Raw genomic sequence first — 23,316 nt, 5'->3', positions numbered from 1 at the left:
TCTCCCGAGCTCTAGCGTGACCGGCGCGTGCGGGCGCGGTCGAGGCGGTTGCGTACGAAGGTCAGGGCGCCCCCGGCGCCGGGCGCGAGGCGCAGGGCCAGGGCTCCGGCCGCCGTCCGGTAGGGCTGCGCCAGCAGAACACCGTACCGGCTGCTGGGCAGGGCGCGGCGGCGGAGCAGTCCGCCCAGGGGGCGCAGGGAGGTGATCAGGGAGCTCCCGTCGGCGCACCGCACGCCGGCCCGGACGTCCCAGGCCTGCAGGCCGCGCAGTCCCCGGCGGCGCCCGAGGGCCGCCAGCGCGGCGACCTTGAAGGGGACCACGGCGGTCCAGCCGTCACCGTCGGCGGCGGGCTCCAGCTCCACGGGGTGCCCCTGGACGGGCTCCGTACCGGTGCGGGGGTGGAAGGTCAGCCGTACCGTCTGCGGCCCCGCACCGGCGAGGCGGCCGTACAGGTCGCGGACGCGGACGCGGACGGCGCCGCTCCCGGCGGGTTCCGCGTCGACGGTGACGGGCAGTTCCGCGACGGGCAGGGCGTCCAGGCCGTCGAGCGGGACGGGCAGCTCCGCGCTCCACACGGGCAGCCCGTCCGGGTCCGCGGCGTACGGGGGCGGCAGCCGGGGCGGCTCGGCGGCGAGGCCGGCCAGCCGTTCGACGTCGGCCGGCGGGGCCTCGGTGGCGAGCAGGACCCGCGCGATCCACCGGGCGCGGGCGGGGGCGGCCCGGATGTCGGCGTCGGCGAAGCCGGCCACGTAGTCGCGGGTCAGGGTCCACCAGGCGGAGCGGTAGCCGGGGTCCTTGCCGAGCTCGCGCAGGTACATGCGCAGGTCGTAGTCGAGGAACTTGGCCTGGCAGGCGCGGCCCAGCTCCGGGGAGGCGCCGGCGAGGGCCGCGGATGCCGCGCGGTGGGCCTCGACGCGGGAGCGCCAGTTGCCCACGTCCGCGCGGGCCAGCGAGATCGACTTCTGGGCGGCGCTGCGGCGCACGTGCCACACGTAGACGAGGTCGCCGATGACGGCGATGCGGGGGGCGGCGGCCAGGACGCGGGCGGTGAAGAGGAAGTCCTCGTAGACGAAGCGGCCGTCGGGGAAGCGGATGCCGTGCTCGTCGAGGAAGGCCCGCTCGTACAGCTTGTTGACGCAGAGCGTGTCGCGGACCAGTTCGGGCCGGTCGGCGGGCCGTTCGATGACCTCGCCCGGCGTGTGGAGGCCGGGCATCCACGGCACGTCGCGGCCCTCGGGCAGCTCGCGGCGCACGCACGCGCCGACGGTGACCGGCGCGCGGTGCTCCTCGGCGGCCGCCAGCAGGGCCGCGGCGGCGCCGGGCGGCAGGACGTCGTCGCTGTCGAGGAAGAGGACGTACCGGGAGCTCGCGGCCGCGATCCCGTCGTTGCGCGGGGTGCCGCAGCCCCCGCTGTTCTCCGTGCGGTGCACGACCTTCAGCCGGGGGTGGGCGGCGGCCAGTTCGTCCAGCACCCGCCCGGTCCCGTCCGAGGAGGCGTCGTCGACGGCGATGACCTCGGCGACCACCGGGCCCTGGGCGAGGGCCGAGGAAACGGCCTCGCCCACGAGCGCGGCGTCGTTGTACGCGATCACCACCACGGAGACGGCGGGGTCCGTGGTGGCGTCACTGCCGGAATTGCTGCTGTTCACCCGCAGGATCCTAGGCGAACGGCATAAGGCCGGCTTCAAGTCCCCGGGCCACCCGGATCAGAACGGGCGGAACTCGTCGTACTCCTGCTGCGCGGAGTCGCCGCGCTTGGCGTCCTTCTCCTTGCGGCGCTGGGTGGCCGGGCGCGGGGCGTCCATGCGGTGGTCCTCGCCGCGGCGGCCCAGCATCTCGGCGCCGGCCATCATGGTCGGCTCCCAGTCGAAGACGACGGCGTTCTCGTCGGAGCCGATGGCGACGCCGTCACCCGCACGGGCACCGGCCTTCTTCAGCGCGTCCTCGACACCGAGGCGGCTGAGGCGGTCCGCGAGGTAGCCGACGGCCTCGTCGTTGTTGAAGTCGGTCTGGCGCACCCAGCGTTCGGGCTTCTCGCCGCGCACCTGGTAGACGTCCTCGACCTCGTCGTAGGCGACGGTGAAGCCGGAGTCGTCCACGGCCTTCGGGCGGATGACGATGCGGGTCGCCTCCTCCTTCGGCTTGCGGGAGCGGGCCTTGGCGATGACCTCGGCCAGGAAGTACGAGAGCTCCTTGAGGCCCGTACGGGCGACCGCGGAGACCTCGAAGACCTTGTAGCCGCGGGCCTCCAGGTCCGGGCGGACCATGTCGGCGAGCTCCTGGCCGTCCGGGATGTCGACCTTGTTCAGGACGACGAGGCGCGGGCGCTTCTCCAGGCCGCCGCCGTAGAGCCGGAGCTCCTCCTCGATGACGTCGAGGTCCGCGATCGGGTCGCGGTCCGACTCCAGGGTGGCGGTGTCCAGCACGTGCACGAGCACCGAGCAGCGCTCGACGTGGCGCAGGAACTCCAGGCCGAGGCCGCGGCCCTGGCTGGCGCCGGGGATCAGGCCCGGGACGTCGGCGATGGTGTAGACGGTCGAGCCGGCGGTGACCACGCCCAGGTTCGGGACCAGGGTGGTGAAGGGGTAGTCCGCGATCTTCGGCTTGGCCGAGGAGAGGACCGAGATCAGCGAGGACTTGCCGGCGCTCGGGAAGCCGACCAGCGCCACGTCGGCGACGGTCTTGAGCTCCAGGACGATGTCGCCGGTGGTGCCGGGGACGCCGAGGAGCGCGAAGCCGGGGGCCTTGCGGCGGGCCGAGGAGAGCGCGGCGTTGCCGAGGCCGCCGCGGCCGCCCTCGGCGGCGACGTAGGTGGTGCCCTGGCCGACGAGGTCGGCGAGGACGTTGCCCTCCTTGTCGAGGACGACGGTGCCGTCCGGTACGGGCAGGACCAGGTCCTGGCCGTCCTTGCCGGAGCGGTTGCCGCCCTCGCCGGGCTTGCCGTTGGTGGCCTTGCGGTGGGGGCTGTGGTGGTAGTCCAGCAGGGTGGTGATCGCCTGCTCGACGACCAGGATCACGTCGCCGCCACGGCCGCCGTTTCCGCCGTCGGGGCCGCCGAGCGGCTTGAACTTCTCCCGGTGAACGGAGGCGCAGCCGTGGCCCCCGTTACCCGCGGCGACGTGCAGCTCGACGCGGTCCACGAAGGTGGTCATGGTTGTTCCTCCAGATACATGCGGGAATGTCCCGGGCAGGCCTTGCTGCCCATTAAACGTGTCTATGTGACAACGCGCCGAGGGCGGACCTCTCTTCCCGGCCTGCGCCGGGAAGAGCTGAGATCCGCCCTCGGGGAGTTCAGTACGCCTTGATCAGCAGGAAGCTGGATCAGGCGGCCGGAACGATGTTGACGACCTTGCGGCCACGGTGCGTGCCGAACTCGACCGAACCGGCCTGCAGCGCGAACAGCGTGTCGTCGCCGCCACGGCCCACACCCGAACCCGGGTGGAAGTGGGTGCCGCGCTGGCGGACGAGGATCTCACCAGCGGAGACGACCTGACCGCCGAAGCGCTTCACGCCGAGCCGCTGAGCATTGGAATCGCGCCCGTTCCGGGTGGACGATGCGCCCTTCTTGTGTGCCATGTCTCAGTCCCTCTTACTTCGCAGCCGTGGGGATACCGGTGACCTTGATCGCCGTGTACTGCTGGCGGTGACCCTGGCGACGGCGGTAGCCGGTCTTGTTCTTGTAGCGCAGGATGTCGATCTTGGCGCCCTTGTGGTGGTCCACGATCTCGGCCTGAACCTTGATCCCGGCCAGCACCCACGGGTCGCTGGTCACGGCGTCGCCGTCGACAACGAGCAGGGTCGAGAGCTCGACCGTGTCGCCAACCTTGGCAGTGGAAATCTTGTCAACCTCAACGATGTCGCCGACAGCAACCTTGTGCTGGCGACCACCGCTGCGCACGATGGCGTACACGCGGATCTCTCTCTCACTCGGGACGGATGCTCCTGAAGCCAGCCGCTCACGCGGGCCGGGGCCCACGGTGATCCGGAATTGGACGAGCGGCCTCTCCCGTGACCCGGCCGCTTGCGCGGACGATGCGGGAGGAAGGTGCTCAGGAGCGCGACGCACGTTGAACGGTAATCGTTCAAGACACGCCGACGGTCTAGGTTACGGGGCTGGTTCCGGGGGGTCAAACCGGGCCCCGCACGGCCGTGGGCCCCGCCTCTCGGCGGGGCCCACGGCCGTCGGTACGGGTCAGGCTTCGGTGGGAGCCGAGACGGACGGGAGCGTCTGCTCCGCCGCCGCGGTCTTCTTCGTCGCCCTCTTCGCCACGGTCTTCTTGACCGTCGTCTTCTTCGCGACGGTCTTCTTCGCGGCCGCCGCCTTCTTGGCCGGGGCCTTCTTCGCCGTGGTCGCCGCCTTCTTGGCCGGAGCCTTGCGGGCGGCCTTCTTGGCGGGGACCTCGGGCTCGGCCGCGGCCTCGGGCTCGGCCGGGGCCGGCTCGGACTCCACCGGGGCGGCCTCGACGACCACCACGGCCGCCTCCGCCGCTCCCGCCGGCGAACCGGCGGGTGCGGTGGCCTTGCGGGTGGCACGGCGGCGCGGACGGGCCGGAGCGGCCTCCACCACGGGCTCGGGCTCCGCGACCGGCTCGGCCGGGGCGACCGCCGGGGCCTCCTCGGCCACGGCTTCCGCGGCCTCGGCCGCGACCGGGGCGACGGGCTCCGGCTCGACGACGGCCGGCGCGGCCGCCTCGGTGGCCGGGGCGCCCGCCGGAGCGGTCGCCTTACGGGTCGCACGGCGACGGGTCCGGCCCTTCGGCGCGGCCTCCTCGACGGGGGCCTCGGGGGCGGCCGGAGCCGCTTCCACGGCCTCCGGCACCGGGGCGGCCTCGGGGGCCGGCTCCAGGACCGTGTCGGCGGGCTCCAGGACCGGCTCGTCCTCGGCGACCGGGGCCGCCGGGGCCTCGGCGGCCCGCACCGCACCGCGCGGGGCGCCCGCCGGAGCGGTCGCCTTGCGGGTGGCACGGCGACGGTTGCGCCGGCCGCTGACACCGGCGGCCGCCTCCGCCTCGGCGGGGCTGCTGTACAGCTCCTCGTCGGCGACGAACTCCGGCTCCGGCAGGGCCCGCGGCGCGGCGGCCTCGGCGGCCACCTCGGCCTCGGTCTCCGCGTCGGCCTCGAACACGTCGGTCTCGACGGTCTCGATCGCCTCGGCCTCGTGGTCGTGCTCCAGGCCACGGCCGCCACGGCGCTTGGAACGCTTGCCGTTGCCACCGCCGCCGACCACGGTCGGGGTCTCCATGTGCACGATGACACCGCGGCCGTTGCAGTGGACGCAGGTCTCGGAGAAGGACTCCAGCAGCCCCTGGCCCACCCGCTTGCGGGTCATCTGGACCAGGCCCAGCGAGGTGACCTCGGCCACCTGGTGCTTGGTCCGGTCGCGGCCCAGGCACTCCAGCATGCGCCGCAGGACCAGGTCGCGGTTGGACTCCAGGACCATGTCGATGAAGTCGATGACGACGATGCCGCCGAGGTCGCGCAGCCGCAACTGGCGCACGATCTCCTCGGCCGCCTCCAGGTTGTTCCTGGTGACGGTCTCCTCGAGGTTGCCGCCCTGACCGGTGAACTTGCCGGTGTTGACGTCGATGACGATCATCGCCTCGGTCTTGTCGATCACGAGGGAACCGCCCGAGGGCAGCCACACCTTGCGGTCGAGCGCCTTGGCGAGCTGCTCGTCGATCCGGTACGTCGCGAAGACGTCGACCTCGGAGGTCCAGCGCGAGAGCCGGTCGGCCAGGTCCGGGGCCACGTGGTTCACGTAGCCGTGGATGGTCTCCCAGGCGCTGTCACCGCTGACGATGACCTTCGAGAAGTCCTCGTTGAAGATGTCGCGGACGACGCGGACGGTCATGTCCGGCTCGCCGTACAGCAGGCTCGGCGAAGAGGTCGAGATCTGCTTCGACTTCTTCTGGATGTCCTCCCACTGGGCCTGCAGACGCTCGACGTCGCGGCGCAGCTCGTCCTCGCTGGCACCCTCGGCGGCGGTGCGCACGATGACGCCCGCGTCCTCGGGGACGATCTTCTTGAGGATGGTCTTCAGGCGCGCGCGCTCGGTGTCGGGCAGCTTGCGGCTGATGCCGGTCATCGAGCCCTCGGGCACGTAGACCAGGTAGCGGCCGGGCAGCGAGACCTGGCTGGTCAGGCGGGCGCCCTTGTGGCCGATCGGGTCCTTGGTGACCTGTACCAGGACCGACTGGCCGGACTTGAGGGCGGACTCGATGCGGCGCGGCCCGTTGGCCATGCCGAGCGCCTCGAAGTTGACCTCACCGGCGTACAGGACGGCGTTGCGGCCCTTGCCGATGTCGATGAACGCGGCCTCCATGGACGGCAGCACGTTCTGGACCTTGCCCAGGTAGACGTTGCCGACGTACGAGGTGGCTTCTTCCTTGTTGACGTAGTGCTCGACGAGCACGTTGTCCTCGAGGACGCCGATCTGGGTGCGCTCGCCGGCCTGGCGGACGACCATGACGCGCTCGACGGCCTCGCGGCGGGCCAGGAACTCGGCCTCGGTGATGATCGGGACGCGGCGGCGGCCCTGCTCGCGGCCTTCGCGGCGGCGCTGCTTCTTCGCCTCCAGGCGGGTCGAGCCCTTGATGGACTGGACCTCGTCGGAGGAGGTGGACTCGCTGCGCTCGCGGGCCGGACGGGGCTCGCGGACCTTGACGACGGTGCGTACGCCGTCCTCGTCGGCCGCGTCGGCGTCGGCGGCGCCGTCACCACTGCGGCGACGACGGCGACGGCGGCGACGGCTGGAGGAGGAACCGAGCTCGGCCTCCTCGGCCTCGTCGGCCTCGTCCTCTTCCGCCTCTTCGGCGGACTCGGTCTCTTCCTCGGCGGACTCGTCGAGGTCGGCGGCCTCACCGCGGCGACGGCGACGGCCACCACGACGGCGACGGCGCGAGGGACGCTCGCCCGACTCGTCGGCCTCGTCCTCGTCCAGGTCGGAGGCCTCCGGCTCCTGCTCCTCGTCCACCAGCTCTACGTCGGCCAGCGACACGGGGGCGGTGGGGGCGGGCGCGGCGACGGGCGCGGCGACCGGCTCGGCGGCCGCGCCACGGCGACGGCGGCGACGGCCGGACGGCTGCTCGACGGGGGCGGGGGCCGGGGCCTGTACCTCGGCCTCCAGCTCGTCCTCTTCCTCCTCGGCCTCTTCGGCCTGGGAGGCGGCGGCGGCCGCGGCGGCCATGGCCGCGGTCTCCGGGGTCTGGAACATCGGCTCGGCGAAGACCGGGGCCTGGAAGACGGCCACGGCGGGACGCGCGGCGCGGCGGGCGGCACGGTTCGGCGCCGGGGCGGCGGGCGCCTCGGGCTCGGCGGCCGCGGCCACGGGCTGCGCGGGGGCGGCCGGGGCGGTGGCCCGGGTGGCGCGGCGGCGGCCGCCGCGCTTCGGGGAGTCGACGGCGTCGGCGACGGTGACGGAGCGGGCGGCCCTGGGGGCCTCCTGCGCGGCCGCCGGGGCCTCCTCGGCGGCGGGCGCCTCGACGGCGGCCGGGGCGGTCACGGCGCGGGTGGCACGACGACGGGCACGCGGAGCGGGAGCCGCGGCAGGCTCCTCCTCCACGACCGGAGCGGCGGCCGGGGCGGCCTCCACCACGGACTCGGCGGCAGACGCCTCCACGGCAGCCGGAGCCGCCACGGCACGGGTCGCACGACGACGGGCACGCGGAGCCGGAGCCGCAGCAGGCTCCTCCGCCACCACCGGGGCGGCGACCGGAGCGGCCTCCACCACGGACTCGGCGGCAGACGCCTCCACGGCGGCCGGGGCGGTCACGGCGCGGGTGGCACGACGACGGGCACGCGGCGCCGGAGCCGCAGCAGGCTCCTCCGCCACGACCGGGGCGGCGACCGGTACGGCCTCCACCACGGACTCGGCGGCGGGCGCCTCCGGGGCGGCGACGGCGCGGGTGGCCCGGCGACGGGCACGCGGGGCGGGAGCGGCCGGAGCCTCCTCCTCGACCGCGGGGGCCGCGACCGGAGCGGTCTCGGCGACGGCCTCGACGGCGGCCGGGGCGGTCACGGCGCGGGTGGCACGGCGACGGGCACGCGGCGCCGGAGCGGCGGCGGGCTCCTCGGTCACCGGCGCGGGGGCCGCGGCGACGGGCGTTTCGGGGGCGGCGGCGACGCCGCCGGGCGGGCCGGCGGGCCGGGAAGCGGCGCGGCGACGCCTGCGCGGGGGCAGGTTGTCGCTGGGGCTGCCGTTCTCGGCGGCGGGGGTGTTCTCGTTTTCGGTGTGGGGCATGCGGGCGGTTCTCCCGTCACGCTCCCGGGCGCCGCGGCTGACGTCCGGTCCGGCACGGCCCCGCGTAATGAGCGCGGAGCCGGCCTCCGGGGCGCGTTCGCCACACGGGAGCTGTAGTCCATGGCCGCCGGTTCCGTACGTGTTGTCCGTACGGCCTGGCGGAAGTCTTCAGGTCAGTGCGCTGCCCGACCCAGGTGGCTCCCGAGTGCCAGGGCGGCGCGACGACGACGATCCCTACGCGGCGGGACCTTCCGGCGCCTTCGCGTCGGCCGTTACGGCGGCCGTGGGTGGGGCGGCCGTGACGGCCTCGCGGTCGGGCGCGAGCGGGTCGGTCACCGTGCCGGACTCCTCGTCGAAGAGCCCCTGCGCCAGCCTGGTCACCGCTGCGGGGACCGGCGGCGCCAGGTCGGCCACAGCGTGGAGACCGGACAGGACGTCGTCGGGTCGCACGGCAGGTGTCAAATGCCGAACAACCAGCCGCAGTATCGCACAGGCATTGTCCAGCGGCCTATCAGCCGGAGCCGGAAGTGCTTCGAGAGTGACCACCGCGGATCGGGTGTCGAAGGTTCGCATGCCGTTCTTGGTACGTCGCTGCACCTCCACGGTCTCGGCGGCGAGGAACGCCGTCACGGCCCGCTCGGCCTCCGCGGGCTCCACGCCCTCCAGGCGCAGCTCCCACACGGACGCGGTCAGCCGGTCCGCGAGCCCCGACGTACGGGCCTCGACGGCTTCGGTGATGTCCAGGCCGACGGGCATCGACTCGTCGAGCAGCTCGCGGAGCTTCTCGGGGTCGCGGGCCGCGGCGAGGGCGATCTCCAGGTACTCGGCCTCGCTGCCCGTCCCGGTCGGGGCGGCGTTCGCGTACGAGACCCGGGGGTGCGGGGTGAAGCCCGCCGAGTACGCCATGGGCACCTCGGCGCGGCGCAGGGCCCGCTCGAAGGCGCGCTGGAAGTCTCGGTGGCTGGTGAACCGGAGGCGGCCACGCTTGGTGTAGCGCAGTCGGATGCGCTGCACCACCGGTGCGGGAGGCGGGCCTTCGGGCTGTCGCTTGCCCAGTGGTTCTTCTCCTTGTGCGGGGCGTCGCGGCTCGCACGTCGCCCTGAGTGTCTGTGGAGCCTGCCGGCCGCGCCCTGCCTCCGGCTCACCCCCGCGTCTTGTGCGGGGAGATCTCGGGGGCGGGCGTGTTGCCTGCGGCTGTCGTACTACCCAGAGTACGCGCCCGTGACCTCGCCGGTTCCCCGGGAGGAGCACCGAACAGCAGGCGTCGTACCTCGGCACGGGCCTCCCGGACCGAGGCGCGGGCGGTGCGCCACACCCTGCGGACGGCGTGCCCGGCCGGTGTGGCGATCCGCCGGTGGGCCCAGGCGCAGGGCCGGGCGACGCAGCCGCGCCAGAGCCAGAGGAGGCCCCGGCCGAGGGCCCGGCTGACCCGGCCCGCGAGGTGCCAGGCGCCGACGAGGAGGTGTCCGAGGGGGGTGAGCGCGTACCGGTACAGCCCCCGGCCGAGCGGGGCCAGTAGGAACCGGTACGCCCCGGCGGCGATCGGAACCACCAGATACCGCCACAGACCCACCCACGGCCAGTAGAAGAGGCCCAGCGCCAGCCACCTCAGCACCAGCCCGGCGCCCCGCGCCAGCCAGGCGATCCCCTGCCCGGCCGGGCGCAGGACGTACCGGTGGGCGGCGGTCGCGACCGGGACGAGCACGTACCGCCACAGGGCCGCCCAGGGCCACACGAAGACGGCGGCGAACGCCCTCGGCAGGAACCACCGCAGCCCGTGCCCGACCGGGGTCAGCGCGTACCGGTACAGCCGCCGCGCCAGCCAGGCCAGGCCGGCGGCGGGCGGAACCAGCAGGTGGCGGTACGCGGCCACGGTCAGCCATACGAGTCCGGCGCCGACGGGCACGAGCACGTGCCGGCCGAGGGCGAGGACGGCCAGTTCGACGCCGCGCCCGAGCGGGACCAGCAGGTACCGGTACACGGCGCCGCCGACCGGAACCACGAGATGGCGCCACAGCCCCACCCACGGCCAGTAGAAGACACCCAGCGCCAGCCACCTCAGCACCAGCCCGACCCCCCGCCCGAGCCACGCCAGGGCCTGCCCGACGGGTGCCAGGACGCGGCGGTGCACGGTGCGCGCGGCGAGCACGAGCAGGTCCCAGACGAGCCGTACGGGCAGGACGACCAGCACGGCCACGACCTTCACGGGCACCCCGACGACCCCCACCAGGCACCCTTCACCCCCACGCCCGCCCCGTACCTCCTCGGTTTCCATACCCCTAAGGACACCCCCCGCCCCCAACCCGTTGCGGCCGGCGCAGACAAACGCGTCCCCCACCGTGCACGGTGGGGGACGCGTCGCGGGATCAGCGGCCGGTACGGCCGGAGGTCACTTCACGACCGACAGCGGCAGCAGCTTCTTGCCGGTCGGGCCGATCTGGATGCTCGTGTCCATCTGAGGACACACGCCGCAGTCGAAGCACGGGGTCCAGCGGCAGTCTTCGACCTCGGTCTCGTCGAGGGCGTCCTGCCAGTCCTCCCAGAGCCAGTCCTTGTCGAGGCCGGAGTCCAGGTGGTCCCAGGGCAGGACTTCCTCGTACGTCCGTTCGCGGGTCGTGTACCAGGCCACGTCCACGCCGTAGGCGGGCAGCGCCTTCTCGGCGGCTTCCATCCAGCGGTCGTACGAGAAGTGCTCGCGCCAGCCGTCGAAGCGGCCGCCGGACTCGTACACGGCGCGGATGACGTCACCGATGCGGCGGTCACCGCGGGAGAGCAGGCCCTCGACGATGCCCGGCTTGCCGTCGTGGTAGCGGAAGCCGATGGAGCGGCCGTACTTCTTGTCGCCGCGGATCTTGTCGCGGAGCTTGGTGAGGCGCGCGTCCGTCTCCTCGGCCGACAGCTGCGGGGCCCACTGGAAGGGGGTGTGCGGCTTGGGCACGAACCCGCCGATGGAGACGGTGCAGCGGATGTCGTTCTGCCCGGAGACCTCGCGGCCCTTGGCGATGACGTTGACCGCCATGTCACCGATCTGGAGGACGTCCTCGTCGGTCTCGGTCGGCAGGCCGCACATGAAGTACAGCTTCACCTGGCGCCAGCCGTTGCCGTAGGCGGTGGCGACGGTGCGGATCAGGTCCTCTTCCGAGACCATCTTGTTGATGACCTTGCGCATGCGCTCGGAGCCGCCCTCGGGGGCGAAGGTGAGGCCCGAGCGGCGGCCGTTGCGGGTCAGCTCGTTGGCCAGGTCCACGTTGAACGCGTCCACGCGGGTCGACGGCAGGGACAGGCCCACCTTGTCGTCCGAGTAGCGGTCCGCGAGGCCCTTGGCGATGTCGGCGATCTCGGTGTGGTCCGCGGAGGACAGCGAGAGGAGGCCGACCTCCTCGAAGCCGGTCGCCTTGAGACCCTTCTCCACCATCTCGCCGATGCCGGTGATGCTTCGCTCCCGCACGGGGCGCGTGATCATGCCGGCCTGGCAGAAACGGCAGCCGCGGGTGCAGCCGCGGAAGATCTCCACGGACATGCGCTCGTGGACGGTCTCGGCGAGCGGGACCAGGGGCTGCTTGGGGTACGGCCACTCGTCGAGGTCCATGACGGTGTGCTTGGACACGCGCCACGGCACGCCGGAGCGGTTCGGCACGACACGGCCGATGCGGCCGTCCGGCAGGTACTCGACGTCGTAGAAACCGGGGACGTAGACGCCGCCGGTCTTGGCGAGGCGGAGCAGGACCTCCTCGCGCCCGCCGGGCCGGCCTTCGGCCTTCCACGCGCGGATGATCTCGGTCATGTCGAGGACGGCCTGCTCGCCGTCGCCGATGACGGCGCAGTCGATGAACTCCGCGATCGGCTCGGGGTTGAAGGCCGCGTGGCCGCCCGCGAGGACGATGGGGTGGTCGACGGTACGGTTCCTGGCTTCCAGCGGGATGCCCGCGAGGTCCAGGGCCGTCAGCATGTTCGTGTAGCCGAGCTCGGTGGAGAACGACAGTCCGAACACGTCGAAGGAGCCGACCGGGCGGTGGCTGTCGACGGTGAACTGCGGGACCTGGTGCTCGCGCATCAGCTCTTCGAGGTCCGGCCACACCGAGTACGTGCGCTCGGCGAGCACTCCCTCGCGCTCGTTCAGCACCTCGTAGAGGATCATGACGCCCTGGTTGGGCAGCCCGACCTCGTACGCGTCCGGGTACATCAGCGCCCAGCGGACGTCGCAGGAGTCCCACGGCTTGACGGTGGAGTTGAGCTCACCACCGACGTACTGGATGGGCTTCTGCACATGCGGGAGCAGAGCTTCGAGCTGTGGGAAGACCGACTCGGACATCACGCGACTTTCGTGAAGCGGGCAGGGGGCGACTCTCAAGCGTACCCCGAGGCCCACTGGCCCCTGCCCACATGATCACTTGAGGGCGGCCCGCAGGCGTGGGTCCGCGGCCTTCGCCCAGACGCCCGGGAGCTCGTCCTCCTGCCGCCGCGCCAGGGCCTCCTCCCGGGCGTACAGGACGCCCCAGGTGAAGGAGGGCTCGCCGGCGCCCGCGGCCTGGTCGGCGAGGCCGCGCAGGGCGGCCCGGGCCACCACGCTGTCCTGGTGGCCGCCGAGCAGGGTCTGGACCTTCTTCATGGCCTTCGCCTGGTGTTTCGCCGGTTTGCCGAGGGCCGGTACGGCCGCTTCCGCCGCGTAGCGGGCCCGTTTGGCGGCTTTGCGCGCCTCGTGGAGGGCGAGGTCGCGTTCGTGGCCGGGGGCGAGTTCGAGCGCGTGTCCGACGCGCTCGGCGAGCCGGTCGTAGTCGTGGAGGACGGCCTTGGGCAGGACGCTCTCCGCGGGGCGGTCCGCGGCCTTGAGCAGCGGCGGTCCGGCGAGCAGGGCGTCGAGCGCGTCGAGGAGGCTGATGTGGCGCGGGCTGTCCAGGGCGGCCAGGGCGCGGCGCCGGGAGTCGCGGCGGCGGGTCTCGTTCCAGGTGCGCAGCCGGCCTCGGACGGGTCCGACGACGAGGTCGCGGGGCAGTTCCCGGATGTGGGTCCGGAACCTCTCCCGCAGGACCTCCCGGTCGCGGTCGACGCCGAGTTCGCCGCCGAGCCACTTCAGTTCCTCGCCGAGGGGGTCCGTGACGGTCCGGTCGAGGACCTTGCGGTGGGTCTTGAAGGCGCTGCGGGTGCGGCGGACGGCGACGCGCATCTGGTGGACGGAGTCGGGCAGGTCGCGGCGGACCGCGGGGTCGAGGGCGACGATCACGTCGCGCTGTTCGCGCAGGTAGGCGAGCACGTACGCGGCCGCCGTGCCCTCCGGGGGCTCGGCGTCGGTCTCGGCCCCGGTCCCGGCCCCGGCCCCGGCCCCGGCGTCGGTCTCGGCGAGGGCGCGGGCGAGTTTCGAGGGGGCGTCGGAGGCGCGGAGTCCGGCCTTGAGGAACTTCTTGCCGATGGTGTCGAGGAGGGCGGTGCCGGCCTCATCCCCGGCCGGGTCGCCGTCCGCTCCCGCGGTCCCGTCGGCGAGTTCCACCTCGACCTCGGTCCAGGTGGCGACGGCTTCGCCGCGCTCGGCCCGTACGGCGTCGGTGCACAGTTCCGCGAGGGGGTTCCCGTCGCCGTCGAGGAGGTCGCGGAGGTGGCGCTCGGAGCGCAGCCGGACCAGCGGTTCGAGTGCGGCCCCGCGGACCCGGGAGCGGACCAGGGCGGCGAGGTCGTGCGGGACGGCGTCGGAGAGGGGGGCGTGGACCTCTTCGCGGATTCCCGGGGAGACGGGCAGTTTGAGGTGCCAGCCCGCGTCGTCGCCGCCGGTCCTGCGCCGCAGCGTCAGCCCGTCGGCGGCGAGGCGCCGATCGGGGGTGTCGTAGTAGACGGCGTCGAGGTGGACGGTGCCGCGGTCGCGGACCTCCGCGATCCCGGCGGTGCCGGTGAGGTCCGGCAGGGGTAGGGAGCCGGCCCCGGCCTTCGCGCGCTTCCCGGGTTTTTCGCCCTTGCCGGCCTTTCCGGGCGCGAACTCGAATTTCCGCTCGATCTCACGCTTGCTGTCCGCCATGAACCGAATCTAGACCGGTTCGGCGCGCGGCGGCAGTACGCCCGGTCGTGGCGGAGGCGGGCCGGGAACGTCCCGGCCCGCCTCCGTCGCACGTCCGGGCGGCGCCGGACCCGTGTCAGGCCGACATGGGCCGCTGCACCCGGATGGACTGGAGCAGGCCGACCGCGATCCACACGGCGAACATCGAGGATCCGCCGTAGGACACGAAGGGCAGGGGCAGTCCGGCCACCGGCATGATGCCGAGGGTCATGCCGATGTTCTCGAAGGACTGGAAGGCGAACCAGGCGATGATCCCGGCGCAGACGACGGTGCCGTAGAGCTCGGTGGTCTCCCGGGCGATCATGCAGGCGCGCCACAGCACGACGGCCAGCAGGAACAGGATCAGGCCCGCTCCGATGAAGCCCAGTTCCTCGCCCGCGACGGTGAACACGAAGTCGGTCTGCTGCTCGGGGACGAACTGCCCGGTGGTCTGGGAGCCCTTGAAGAGCCCTGAGCCGGTGAGGCCGCCGGAGCCGATCGCGATGCGCGCCTGGTTGGTGTTGTAGCCGACGCCCGCCGGGTCGAGCTCGGGGTTGGCGAAGGCGGCGAAGCGGTTGATCTGGTACTCGTCGAGGACGCCGAGCTGCCAGATGAGGATGGCGCCGGCGGCGCCCGAGCCGAGGAGTCCGAGGACCCAGCGGTTGGAGGCGCCGGAGGCCAGCAGGACGCCGAGCACGATGACGACCATCACCATGACGGAGCCGAGGTCGGGCATCAGCATGACGATGCCCATCGGGGCGGCGGCCAGGCAGAGCGCCTTCACCACGGTGCGGTGGTCGGGGTGGTCGAGGTCGCCCGCGTCGACCCGGGACGCCAGCAGCATCGCCATGCCCAGGATGATCGTGATCTTCACGAACTCGGAGGGCTGGAGCGAGAAGCCGCCGCCGATCACGATCCACGCGTGGGCGCCGTTGATGGTGGCGCCCAGCGGGGTGAGGACCGCGATGATGAGGACCAGGGAGAGCCCGTACAGGATGGGCACGGCGCCGCGCAGGGTGCGGTGCCCGAGCCAGACGGTGCCGATCATCAGCACGAGGCCGATGCCGGTGTTCATGGCGTGCCGGAAGAGGAAGTAGTACGGGTCCCCCTGGTTCAGGGAGGTCCGGTTGCGGGTCGCCGACCACACCAGCAGGGCCCCGATGAAGGACAGTGCCAGCGCGGAGAGCAGTATCGGCCAGTCGAGCCGGCGCAGCACGGAGTCCCGTGCGGTGAGCCGGGCCACCGGTCCGCGCTGGGGCGCGTACCGGGAGACGGAGAACTTGTTCGCGGTCTGCATGTCGGTGTGTTCTGTCCTCAGTCGTGCCAGGCGGGAGGCGCAGCGGGAGGCCCGGCGAGTACGGCCGGCGCCAGGTCCTCCGGAGACGGTGGCACGTACGGCCGGATCTCGGGGGAGTCGATGGATCCGTCGGGCCGGATCCTGGGGAGTTTCGCCTCGGGCCTCGGCAGCAGGGCCTTCTTCGGGTCCTGGTTGCCGGCCATGTCGAGGCCGTAGATGGCGTTGTAGAGGTTGCGGACGGCGGGTCCGGAGGCTCCGGAGCCGGTGCCGCCCTGGGAGATGGTCATGACGATGGCGAAGTCGTCGGTGTAGGTCGCCAGCCACGAGGTGGTCTGCTTGCCGTACACCTGGGCGGTGCCGGTCTTGGCGCGCATCGGGATCTTGTCGAGCGGCCAGCCGCCGAACCGCCAGGCGGCGGTGCCGCCGGGTGCGACGACGGAGCGCAGGCCCTTGTCGAGGTCGTTGACGGTCTTGGCGTCGATGGGCAGCCGGCCGTGCGACGCGGGCTTGATCATGTCGATGTGCTTGCCGTCGGGGCTGATCACGGCCTTGCCGACGGTGGGGTTGAAGAGGGTGCCGCCGTTGCTGATGGCCGAGTAGGCGGTGGCCATCTGGATGGGGGTGACGAGGACGTCGCCCTGGCCGATGGCGAAGTTGATGCTGTCGAACGCCTTCAGCTGGTTGCCTTCGAGGCAGCTCTCGTAGGCGATCTGCTCGACGTAGGTGCCGCCCTTCTTGCCCTGCTTGCACCAGGAGTCCTTGTTGGCCGCCCAGAAGCTCTTCTTCCAGCCGCGGTCGGGGATGCGGCCGGTGACCTCGTTGGGCAGGTCGACCCCGGTCTCCGCGCCGAGTCCGAATTCGCGGGCGGTGCGGTAGAACCAGTCGTGGGCGTCCTTCTTGGGCTTGAGGCCGCCGTCGCGCTGCCACTCCTTGTGCCCGAGCGCGTAGAAGACGGTGTTGCAGGAGAACTTGAGTGCGTCGCCGAGGGTGATGGGGCCGTGGCCCTTGGACTCGAAGTTCGCGAAGCTCCGGCCGCCGAGGCTGTAGGAGCTGCTGCAGTTGTACTTGTCGTCGAAGTCGTAGCCGGCGCGCACGGCCGCGCTCGCCGAGACCACCTTGAAGATGGAGCCCGCGGGGGCCTGGCCCTGGATGGCCCGGTTGAGCAGCGGGTAGTTGGAGCTCTTGGTGGTGAGTTTGGCGTAGTCGGCGCCGGAGATGCCGCCGACCCAGGCGTTGGGGTCGTAGTCGGGCTGGGAGGCCATCGCGACGATGCGGCCGGTCTTGGTCTCCATGACGACGACGGCGCCCGAGTCGGCCTCGTACTTGCGGCCGGTGATCTTGTCGGTCTCCTGGCGGACGGTCTTCATCGCGGCCTGGAGTTCGAACTCGGCGACGGCCTGGACCCTGGCGTCGATGCTGGTGACGAGGGTGGATCCGGGGACGCCGGGGTCGGACTTGGTCTGTCCCATGACGCGGCCGAGGTTGTCGACCTCGTAGGAGGTGACTTCGGCCTTGCCGCGCAGCTGCCTGTCGTAGGTGCGTTCGATGCCGGACCGGCCGACCTGGTCGGAGCGCAGGTGGGGCGAGTCGGTGTCCTTGGCCTTCTGGATCTCTTCGTCGGTGACGGGCGAGAGGTAGCCGAGGACCTGCGAGGTACGGGCGCCGCCCGGGGCCGGGTAGCGGCGGACGGCGGTGGGCTCCGCGGTGATGCCGGGGAAGTCGGCGGGTCGTTCGCGGATCTGCAGCGCCTGTTGCGTGGTGGCTTCGAGGGTGACGGGGATCGGCTGGTACGGGGAGCCGTTCCAGCAGGGCTTGGGGGTTTCGGAGTCGCAGAGGCGGACCTTGTCCATGACCTCCTTGGGACCCATGTCCAGGACTCCGGCGAGGCGGGTCATGACGGCCTTGCCCCTGTCCTTCATCTTCATCAGCTGGGTGCGGCTGGCGGACACGACCAGGCGCGTCTCGTTGTCGGCGAGCGGGACGCCGCGGGCGTCGAGGATCGAACCGCGGACGGCGGGCTGGACGACGCGCTGGACGTGGTTGCTCTTGGCCTCGTGGTAGTACTCCGCGCCGTTGCGGATCTGGAGGTACCACAGACGTCCGCCGAGGGTGACGAACATCGAGAGGACGAGTACCTGGATCATGACCAGGCGGATCCGCACCCGGGGGGTGCGGCCGGTGTCGGGGGTGTTGGTCACGTCCGCTCCCTCCTCACAGTTTCTTCACGCTCTTCACCGCCTTGACGCCCTTTATCCGGCCGGCCCGGTTGGCGCGGACGCGCGAGCCCCGCAGGCGCAGGCCGCCGCGCTGGCTGCCGATGCGCAGTCCCGTGCCGCCGGCCAGCCAGCCGGAGGACACGTCGTTGCCCTGGGCCGGTCCGCCGGCGGCGTCGACGGCCATCGGGTCGTTCTCGGCGCGCCGGGCCAGGGCCATGATGAAGGGCACCGTGAAGGGCGCGAGGAGCAGGTCGTAGAGGGTCGCGGTGAACAGCAGGCCGGTGAGGCCCACGTGCCGGGCGGCGGTGTCGCCGACGAGGGCGCCCACTCCGGCGTAGAGGAGGGTGGAGCCGATCGCGGCGGCGACGACGGTGAGCATCGGGCCCCAGGCCGAGCGGAACCGCCCGCTGTCGGGCCGGGCGAGGCCGACGAGGTAGCCGATCAGGCACAGCACGAGCGCGTACCGCCCGGCGGCGTGGTCGGCGGGCGGGGCCAGGTCGGCGAGGAGTCCGGCGCCGAAGCCGATGAGGGCGCCGCTGAGGTGCCCGTAGACCAGGGCGAGGGCGACGACGGTCAGCAGCACGAGGTCGGGGACGGCGCCGGGCAGCTGGAGCCGGCCGAGGACGCTGACCTGGATGACGAGGGCGACCACGATGAGTGTGGCCGAGAGCAGGATCCGGTTGAAGCGCATGACGGTCAGCTCCTACTCGTCGGCCGGCTTGCCGGACACGCCGGCGGACGGGGTGACGGTGACCGTGACGGTCGGGGTGGGCTTGGGTGCCTCGGGCTTGGGCGGCAGGACCGCGTCGCGCGGGTCCTCGCGCGGGGGCATCACCACGACGCCGACGATGTCGAGGCGGGAGAAGCCGACGAACGGACGGATCCAGACGGTGCGGGTCAGGTCGCCGCGCGAGGGGTCGACCTTGACGACCTCGCCGATCGGGACTCCGGGCACGAAGGGCTTGTTGCCGCGCGAGCCGAAGGTGACGAGGCGGTCGCCGGGGTTGATCTTGGCTTTGCCGTTGAGCATCTGGACGGACAGGGCGCGGTCCCCCTGGCCGGTGGCGAAGCCGAGCTCGCCGGTCTTCTCCAGGCGGGTGCCGACGGTGAAGTCCGGGTCGTTGGCGAGGACGACGGTGGCGGTGTCGGGGCCGACGGTGGCGACCCGGCCGACGAGCCCGTCCCCGTTGAGGACGGTCATGTCGCGCTCGATGCCGTCCTTGCTGCCCGCGTCGATGGTGACGGTCCAGGAGAAGCCCTGGGCCGCTCCTATGGCGATGACCTCGGCGCCCTTGATGCCGTACTGTCCGGCGCCGGCCCGCTTGAGCATCTCGTCGAGCTCGCGGATCCGGCTGCGGGTCTGGTCCTCGCTGCCGAGCTTGGCCTTCAGCATGCTGTTCTCGCGTTCGAGCGTCGCGATCCGGTTGTGGCGCTCACCGGAGTCGCGGACGGCCCCTATGGCGTTGGCGACCGGGTCCACCGCGGTCGCGACGCCCTTCTCGACCGGGCCGAAGACCGCTGCGGCGGCCTGCCGGGCACCGTCGACCGGCGACTCCTCGCCCGCCCTGATGTCCACCGTGATCAACGCGAACGCGATGGCGATCAGAAGCACCAGGAGCAGCCGGCTTTCTCGTGTGTCCCTCACGTGCGGCGGCCGTGCCTTCCTCGTAGATACCCGTGCGGCGGAGCCGCTCCGGCGGAACCGGGACTCCGACCGGACTGTGCCTGTATATCAACGATCCGCCGCACGGGCGCGGTAGCACCCGTACGGCGGATCCTTGTGTTCCGCTTGCCCCTTCGACGGGGATCCGGTCATCGTCGGGGCTGGGCGTCCAGGACCTGCTGGAGGGCCTCGAACTCCTCCACGCACTTGCCGGAGCCGAGTGCGACGGAGTCGAGGGGATCCTCGGCGATGTGGATCGGCATGCCCGTCTCGCGGCGCAGCCGCTCGTCCAGGCCGCGCAGCAGGGCTCCGCCACCGGTCAGGACGATGCCGCGGTCCATGATGTCGCCGGAGAGTTCCGGCGGGCACTTGTCGAGGGTCGTCTTGACCGCGTCGACGATGGCGTTGACGGGCTCCTCGATGGCCTTGCGCACCTCGGCCGCGGAGATGACCACGGTCTTGGGCAGGCCCGAGACGAGGTCGCGGCCGCGGATCTCGGTGTGCTCGTCCTTGTCGAGGTCGTACGCCGACCCGATGGTGATCTTGATCTGCTCGGCGGTGCGCTCGCCGAGGAGGAGCGAGTACTCCTTCTTGATGTGCTGGATGATCGCGTTGTCCAGCTCGTCGCCGGCGACCCGGATGGACTGCGCCGTGACGATTCCGCCGAGGGAGATGACGGCGACCTCGGTGGTGCCACCGCCGATGTCCACGACCATGTTGCCGGTGGCCTCGTGGACGGGCAGGCCCGAGCCGATGGCGGCGGCCATGGGCTCCTCGATGATGTGCACCTGACGGGCGCCGGCCTGCGTGGACGCCTCGATGACGGCGCGCCGCTCCACTCCCGTGATGCCGGAGGGTACGCAGACCACCACGCGGGGGCGGGCCAGGTAGCGGCGCTTGTGGATCTTGAGGATGAAGTACCGGAGCATGCGCTCGGTGATCTCGAAGTCGGCGATCACGCCGTCCTTGAGGGGGCGTACGGCGACGATGTTGCCGGGCGTCCGGCCGATCATCTTCTTCGCCTCGGAGCCGACCGCCAGGATGCCACCGGTGTTCGTGTTGATGGCGACCACGGACGGCTCGTTCAGGACGATTCCCCGGCCCCTCACGTACACCAGCGTGTTGGCGGTCCCGAGGTCGATCGCCATGTCACGGCCGATGAACGACATGTTGTTCCCCTTGTTCCCCATGAGGAGCGTCTGGCCTTCCAGTTGATAGCGGCTGCTGTCAGGTCGGCGAGGTGGGTGTGTGGGTGGAGGCCCCATCGTAGTGCCGCAAGTACGGACACCGCGCGACGGGACTCCGGCAATCCCGCCGGAACGGATACCCGCCCCCTTAGTGGTGACGTCGCGTCCTGCCCATGCGTTCCCGGTGGGGCCCGGTAATACCGAAGGGCGACCGAAATTACTTCGGTCGCCCCAGGTCATGAGCGCTATTCGGCTGATGTCGCGTCAGGAAAGAGTAATCAGAGCGCGGGGAAGAACAGCTTCAGCTCGCGCTCCGCGGACTCCTCGGAATCCGAGGCGTGGATCAGGTTCTCCCGGGTGATGGTCCCGAAATCCCCCCGGATGGAGCCGGGCGCCGCGGCGATCGGGTCGGTGGGTCCGGCCAGCTGGCGGACACCCTCGATCACGCGTTCCCCTTCGACCACCAGGGCGACGACCGGACCGCTGGACATGAAGCCCATGAGCGGCTCGTAGAAGGGCTTGCCCTTGTGCTCGCCGTAGTGGGTCTCCAGCGTCTCCGCGTCCAGCGTGCGCAGCTCCAGCGCGGGAACGGTCCAGCCGGCCTTCCGCTCGATGCGACCGATGATCTCGCCGATCAGGCCGCGCCTGACGGCGTCCGGCTTGAGCAGGACGAGGGTGCGCTGGGTCATGGTGGCAACTCCTTGCGGCATACGGGTGCGGTAGGGCGAATCTACAGGGCCGTCACGGTGAACCGTCACGCAGCGTCAGGAGCAGCGGCTTCCGCCTGCTCGGCCCAGCGGGCCTTGATGGCGTCGATCCGCCGGCCGTAGTGCACCGAGCACCACCACAGGGCGGCGAAGACCGCGCCCAGGAAGAACATCGTCGGCACCACGAAGCCGCTCGCGATCAGCCCGACCTGGAGCGCCCAGCCGAGCTGCACCGCGCCCGGGCGGGAGAGCATCCCGCACAGCAGTACCGAGAGCAGCATCGTCACGCCGCAGACCGTCCACACCTGGGCCTGGGTCAGGTCCGGGTTCTTCATGGCCACCAGGCCCGCGAAGCCGACGATGAAGAACTCACCGATCAGCGTGCTCGCGCAGAGCGTGCGCATCGATCCCTCAGCCTCTCTTGAACAGCAGGCGGGCCTCGCCCACCGTGATCACGGAACCGGTCACCAGGACCCCGGCCCCTCCGTACTCCGCCTCTTCCTCCGCCAGGGTGACGGCCGCCTCCAGCGCGTCGTCCAGCCGGGGCTCCACCTGCACCCGGTCGGTGCCGAAGACCTCGACGGCCACGGCCGCCAGCTCGTCGGCGCCCATCGCCCGGTGGCTGGTGTTCTCCGTGACGACGACCTCCGCGAAGATCGGCTCGAAGGCCTCCAGCACCCCCTTGACGTCCTTGCCCTCGCTGGCCGCCACGACCCCGATCAGCCGGCTGAAGCCGAAGGCCTCGGTGACGGCCTCGGCGGTCACCCGCGCTCCCGCCGGGTTGTGGGCGGCGTCCAGCACCACGGTCGGGCTGCGGCGCACGACCTCCATGCGGCCCGGCGAGGTCACCGAGGCGAAGGCCTTCCGCACGGTGTCCGCATCGAGCTCGCGGGCGTGCTCCCCGCCGATCCCGAAGAAGGCCTCGACGGCCGCCAGCGCGACGGCCGCGTTGTGCGCCATGTGGGCCCCGTACAGCGGCAGGAAGATGCCGTCGTACTCGCCGCCCACCCCGCGCAGGGTCAGCATCTGGCCGCCGACCGCCACCTCGCGGGAGACGACTCCGAACTCCATGCCCTCGCGGGCCACCGTCGCGTCGACCTCGACGGCCTTCTTCAGCAGCACCTGCGCCGCGTCCACCGGCTGCTGCGCCAGGATCACCGTCGCGTCCTGCTTGATGATGCCGCCCTTCTCCAGGGCGATCTCACCGGGCGTCGTGCCGAGCCGGTCGGTGTGGTCGAGGCTGATCGGGGTGATCACCGCGACCGTGCCGTCGATGACGTTCGTGGCGTCCCAGCTGCCGCCCATGCCGACCTCGACGACGGCCACGTCCACGGGCGCGTCCGCGAAGGCCGCGTACGCCATGCCCGTGAGCACCTCGAAGAAGGACAGCCGGTACTCCTCGGCGGCGTCGACCATCTCCACGTACGGCTTGACGTCGTGATAGGTCTCGACGAAGCGCTCGGCGCTGATCGGTGCGCCGTCCAGGCTGATCCGCTCGGTGACCGACTGCACGTGCGGGCTGGTGTAGCGGCCCGTGCGCAGCTCGAAGGCGTTCAGCAGGGCCTCGATCATGCGGGCGGTGCTGGTCTTGCCGTTGGTGCCGGTCACGTGGATCGACGGGTACGCGCGCTGCGGCTCGCCCAGGACGTCCATCAGGGCGGAGATCCGGCTGACGGAGGGCTCCAGCTTGGTCTCGCCCCAGCGGGTGGCCAGCTCCTGCTCCACCTCCAGCAGCGCCTTCGCCACCTCCGGGTCCTCCGGACGGGACGGCACCGGGTCGCCCTGCGGCGGTCCGGCCTGCGCGCGCAGGGTACGGCTGCCGGCCTCGATCACCGCCAGGTCGGGGTCGCGGTCGGCCTCCTCCGCGACTATCTGGTCGAACTCGTCGGAGGCGTGGTCTCGGTCGTGGCTCTCGGGCTGCTGCTCACTCACGGGACCCAGTCTACGGACGGGGACCCCGGGGACTTTCGGCCCGGCCGTTTCGG

At 72.1% G+C, this 23,316-nt stretch carries 17 protein-coding genes; all 17 read right to left on the bottom strand.

Going from position 1 to position 23,316, the window contains the following annotated elements:
- Positions 1–11: 11 nt before the first annotated feature.
- Positions 12–1,649, bottom strand: a complete 1,638-nt coding sequence (locus AC07B0_RS31280; RefSeq protein WP_469380764.1) for a glycosyltransferase family 2 protein — start codon at positions 1,647–1,649, stop codon at positions 12–14.
- A gap of 57 nt (positions 1,650–1,706) precedes the next feature.
- Entirely contained in the window at positions 1,707–3,152 is a 1,446-nt protein-coding gene (gene obgE / locus AC07B0_RS31275) for a GTPase ObgE (RefSeq protein WP_356873969.1), read from the bottom strand.
- Positions 3,153–3,321: 169 nt separating this feature from the next.
- Entirely contained in the window at positions 3,322–3,576 is a 255-nt protein-coding gene (rpmA, locus tag AC07B0_RS31270) for a 50S ribosomal protein L27 (RefSeq protein WP_030013081.1), read from the bottom strand.
- Between the two features lie 13 nt (positions 3,577–3,589).
- Entirely contained in the window at positions 3,590–3,910 is a 321-nt protein-coding gene (rplU, locus tag AC07B0_RS31265; RefSeq protein WP_030159347.1) for a 50S ribosomal protein L21, read from the bottom strand.
- Positions 3,911–4,192: 282 nt separating this feature from the next.
- Positions 4,193–8,239: an Rne/Rng family ribonuclease gene (locus AC07B0_RS31260; protein ID WP_469380760.1), complete on the bottom strand. Its 4,047-nt coding sequence runs from the start codon at positions 8,237–8,239 to the stop codon at positions 4,193–4,195.
- A 234-nt stretch (positions 8,240–8,473) separates the two neighbouring features.
- Complete coding sequence (locus tag AC07B0_RS31255; protein ID WP_356873964.1) at positions 8,474–9,253, bottom strand: TIGR03936 family radical SAM-associated protein; 780 nt, start codon at positions 9,251–9,253, stop codon at positions 8,474–8,476.
- Positions 9,254–9,380: 127 nt separating this feature from the next.
- Entirely contained in the window at positions 9,381–10,514 is a 1,134-nt protein-coding gene (locus tag AC07B0_RS31250) for a hypothetical protein (protein ID WP_478899434.1), read from the bottom strand.
- Positions 10,515–10,628: 114 nt separating this feature from the next.
- Positions 10,629–12,554 (bottom strand): TIGR03960 family B12-binding radical SAM protein, encoded by a 1,926-nt coding sequence (locus AC07B0_RS31245; RefSeq protein WP_356873960.1) that lies wholly within the window; start codon positions 12,552–12,554, stop codon positions 10,629–10,631.
- 72 nt (positions 12,555–12,626) lie between these two features.
- Positions 12,627–14,243 (bottom strand): CYTH and CHAD domain-containing protein, encoded by a 1,617-nt coding sequence (locus AC07B0_RS31240; protein ID WP_478864514.1) that lies wholly within the window; start codon positions 14,241–14,243, stop codon positions 12,627–12,629.
- Between the two features lie 115 nt (positions 14,244–14,358).
- Entirely contained in the window at positions 14,359–15,558 is a 1,200-nt protein-coding gene (gene rodA / locus AC07B0_RS31235; protein WP_356873956.1) for a rod shape-determining protein RodA, read from the bottom strand.
- A gap of 17 nt (positions 15,559–15,575) precedes the next feature.
- Positions 15,576–17,756 (bottom strand): penicillin-binding protein 2, encoded by a 2,181-nt coding sequence (mrdA, locus tag AC07B0_RS31230; protein ID WP_356873954.1) that lies wholly within the window; start codon positions 17,754–17,756, stop codon positions 15,576–15,578.
- A 13-nt stretch (positions 17,757–17,769) separates the two neighbouring features.
- On the bottom strand, positions 17,770–18,465 hold the full coding sequence (gene mreD, locus AC07B0_RS31225) for a rod shape-determining protein MreD (RefSeq protein WP_356873952.1): 696 nt from the start codon (positions 18,463–18,465) through the stop codon (positions 17,770–17,772).
- A 12-nt stretch (positions 18,466–18,477) separates the two neighbouring features.
- Complete coding sequence (mreC, locus tag AC07B0_RS31220) at positions 18,478–19,419, bottom strand: rod shape-determining protein MreC (protein ID WP_356873950.1); 942 nt, start codon at positions 19,417–19,419, stop codon at positions 18,478–18,480.
- Between the two features lie 167 nt (positions 19,420–19,586).
- Positions 19,587–20,606, bottom strand: coding sequence for a rod shape-determining protein (locus AC07B0_RS31215; RefSeq protein ID WP_008738981.1), 1,020 nt, complete (start codon positions 20,604–20,606; stop codon positions 19,587–19,589).
- Between the two features lie 296 nt (positions 20,607–20,902).
- A complete protein-coding gene (gene ndk, locus AC07B0_RS31210) occupies positions 20,903–21,313 on the bottom strand; it encodes a nucleoside-diphosphate kinase (RefSeq protein ID WP_356873948.1) in 411 nt (136 codons plus the stop codon).
- Positions 21,314–21,378: 65 nt separating this feature from the next.
- The gene (locus tag AC07B0_RS31205) at positions 21,379–21,735 is read right to left on the bottom strand and encodes a DUF4233 domain-containing protein (protein ID WP_356873946.1); all 357 of its coding nucleotides are present in this window, start codon (positions 21,733–21,735) and stop codon (positions 21,379–21,381) included.
- A 7-nt stretch (positions 21,736–21,742) separates the two neighbouring features.
- Entirely contained in the window at positions 21,743–23,263 is a 1,521-nt protein-coding gene (gene folC / locus AC07B0_RS31200; RefSeq protein WP_356873944.1) for a bifunctional tetrahydrofolate synthase/dihydrofolate synthase, read from the bottom strand.
- Between the last annotated feature and the right edge of the window lie 53 nt (positions 23,264–23,316).

Source organism: Streptomyces sp. NPDC044704 (assembly GCF_056433525.1).
Note: the sequence above shows the minus strand (reverse complement) of the source record. Positions and strands in the feature narration are given on the sequence as shown.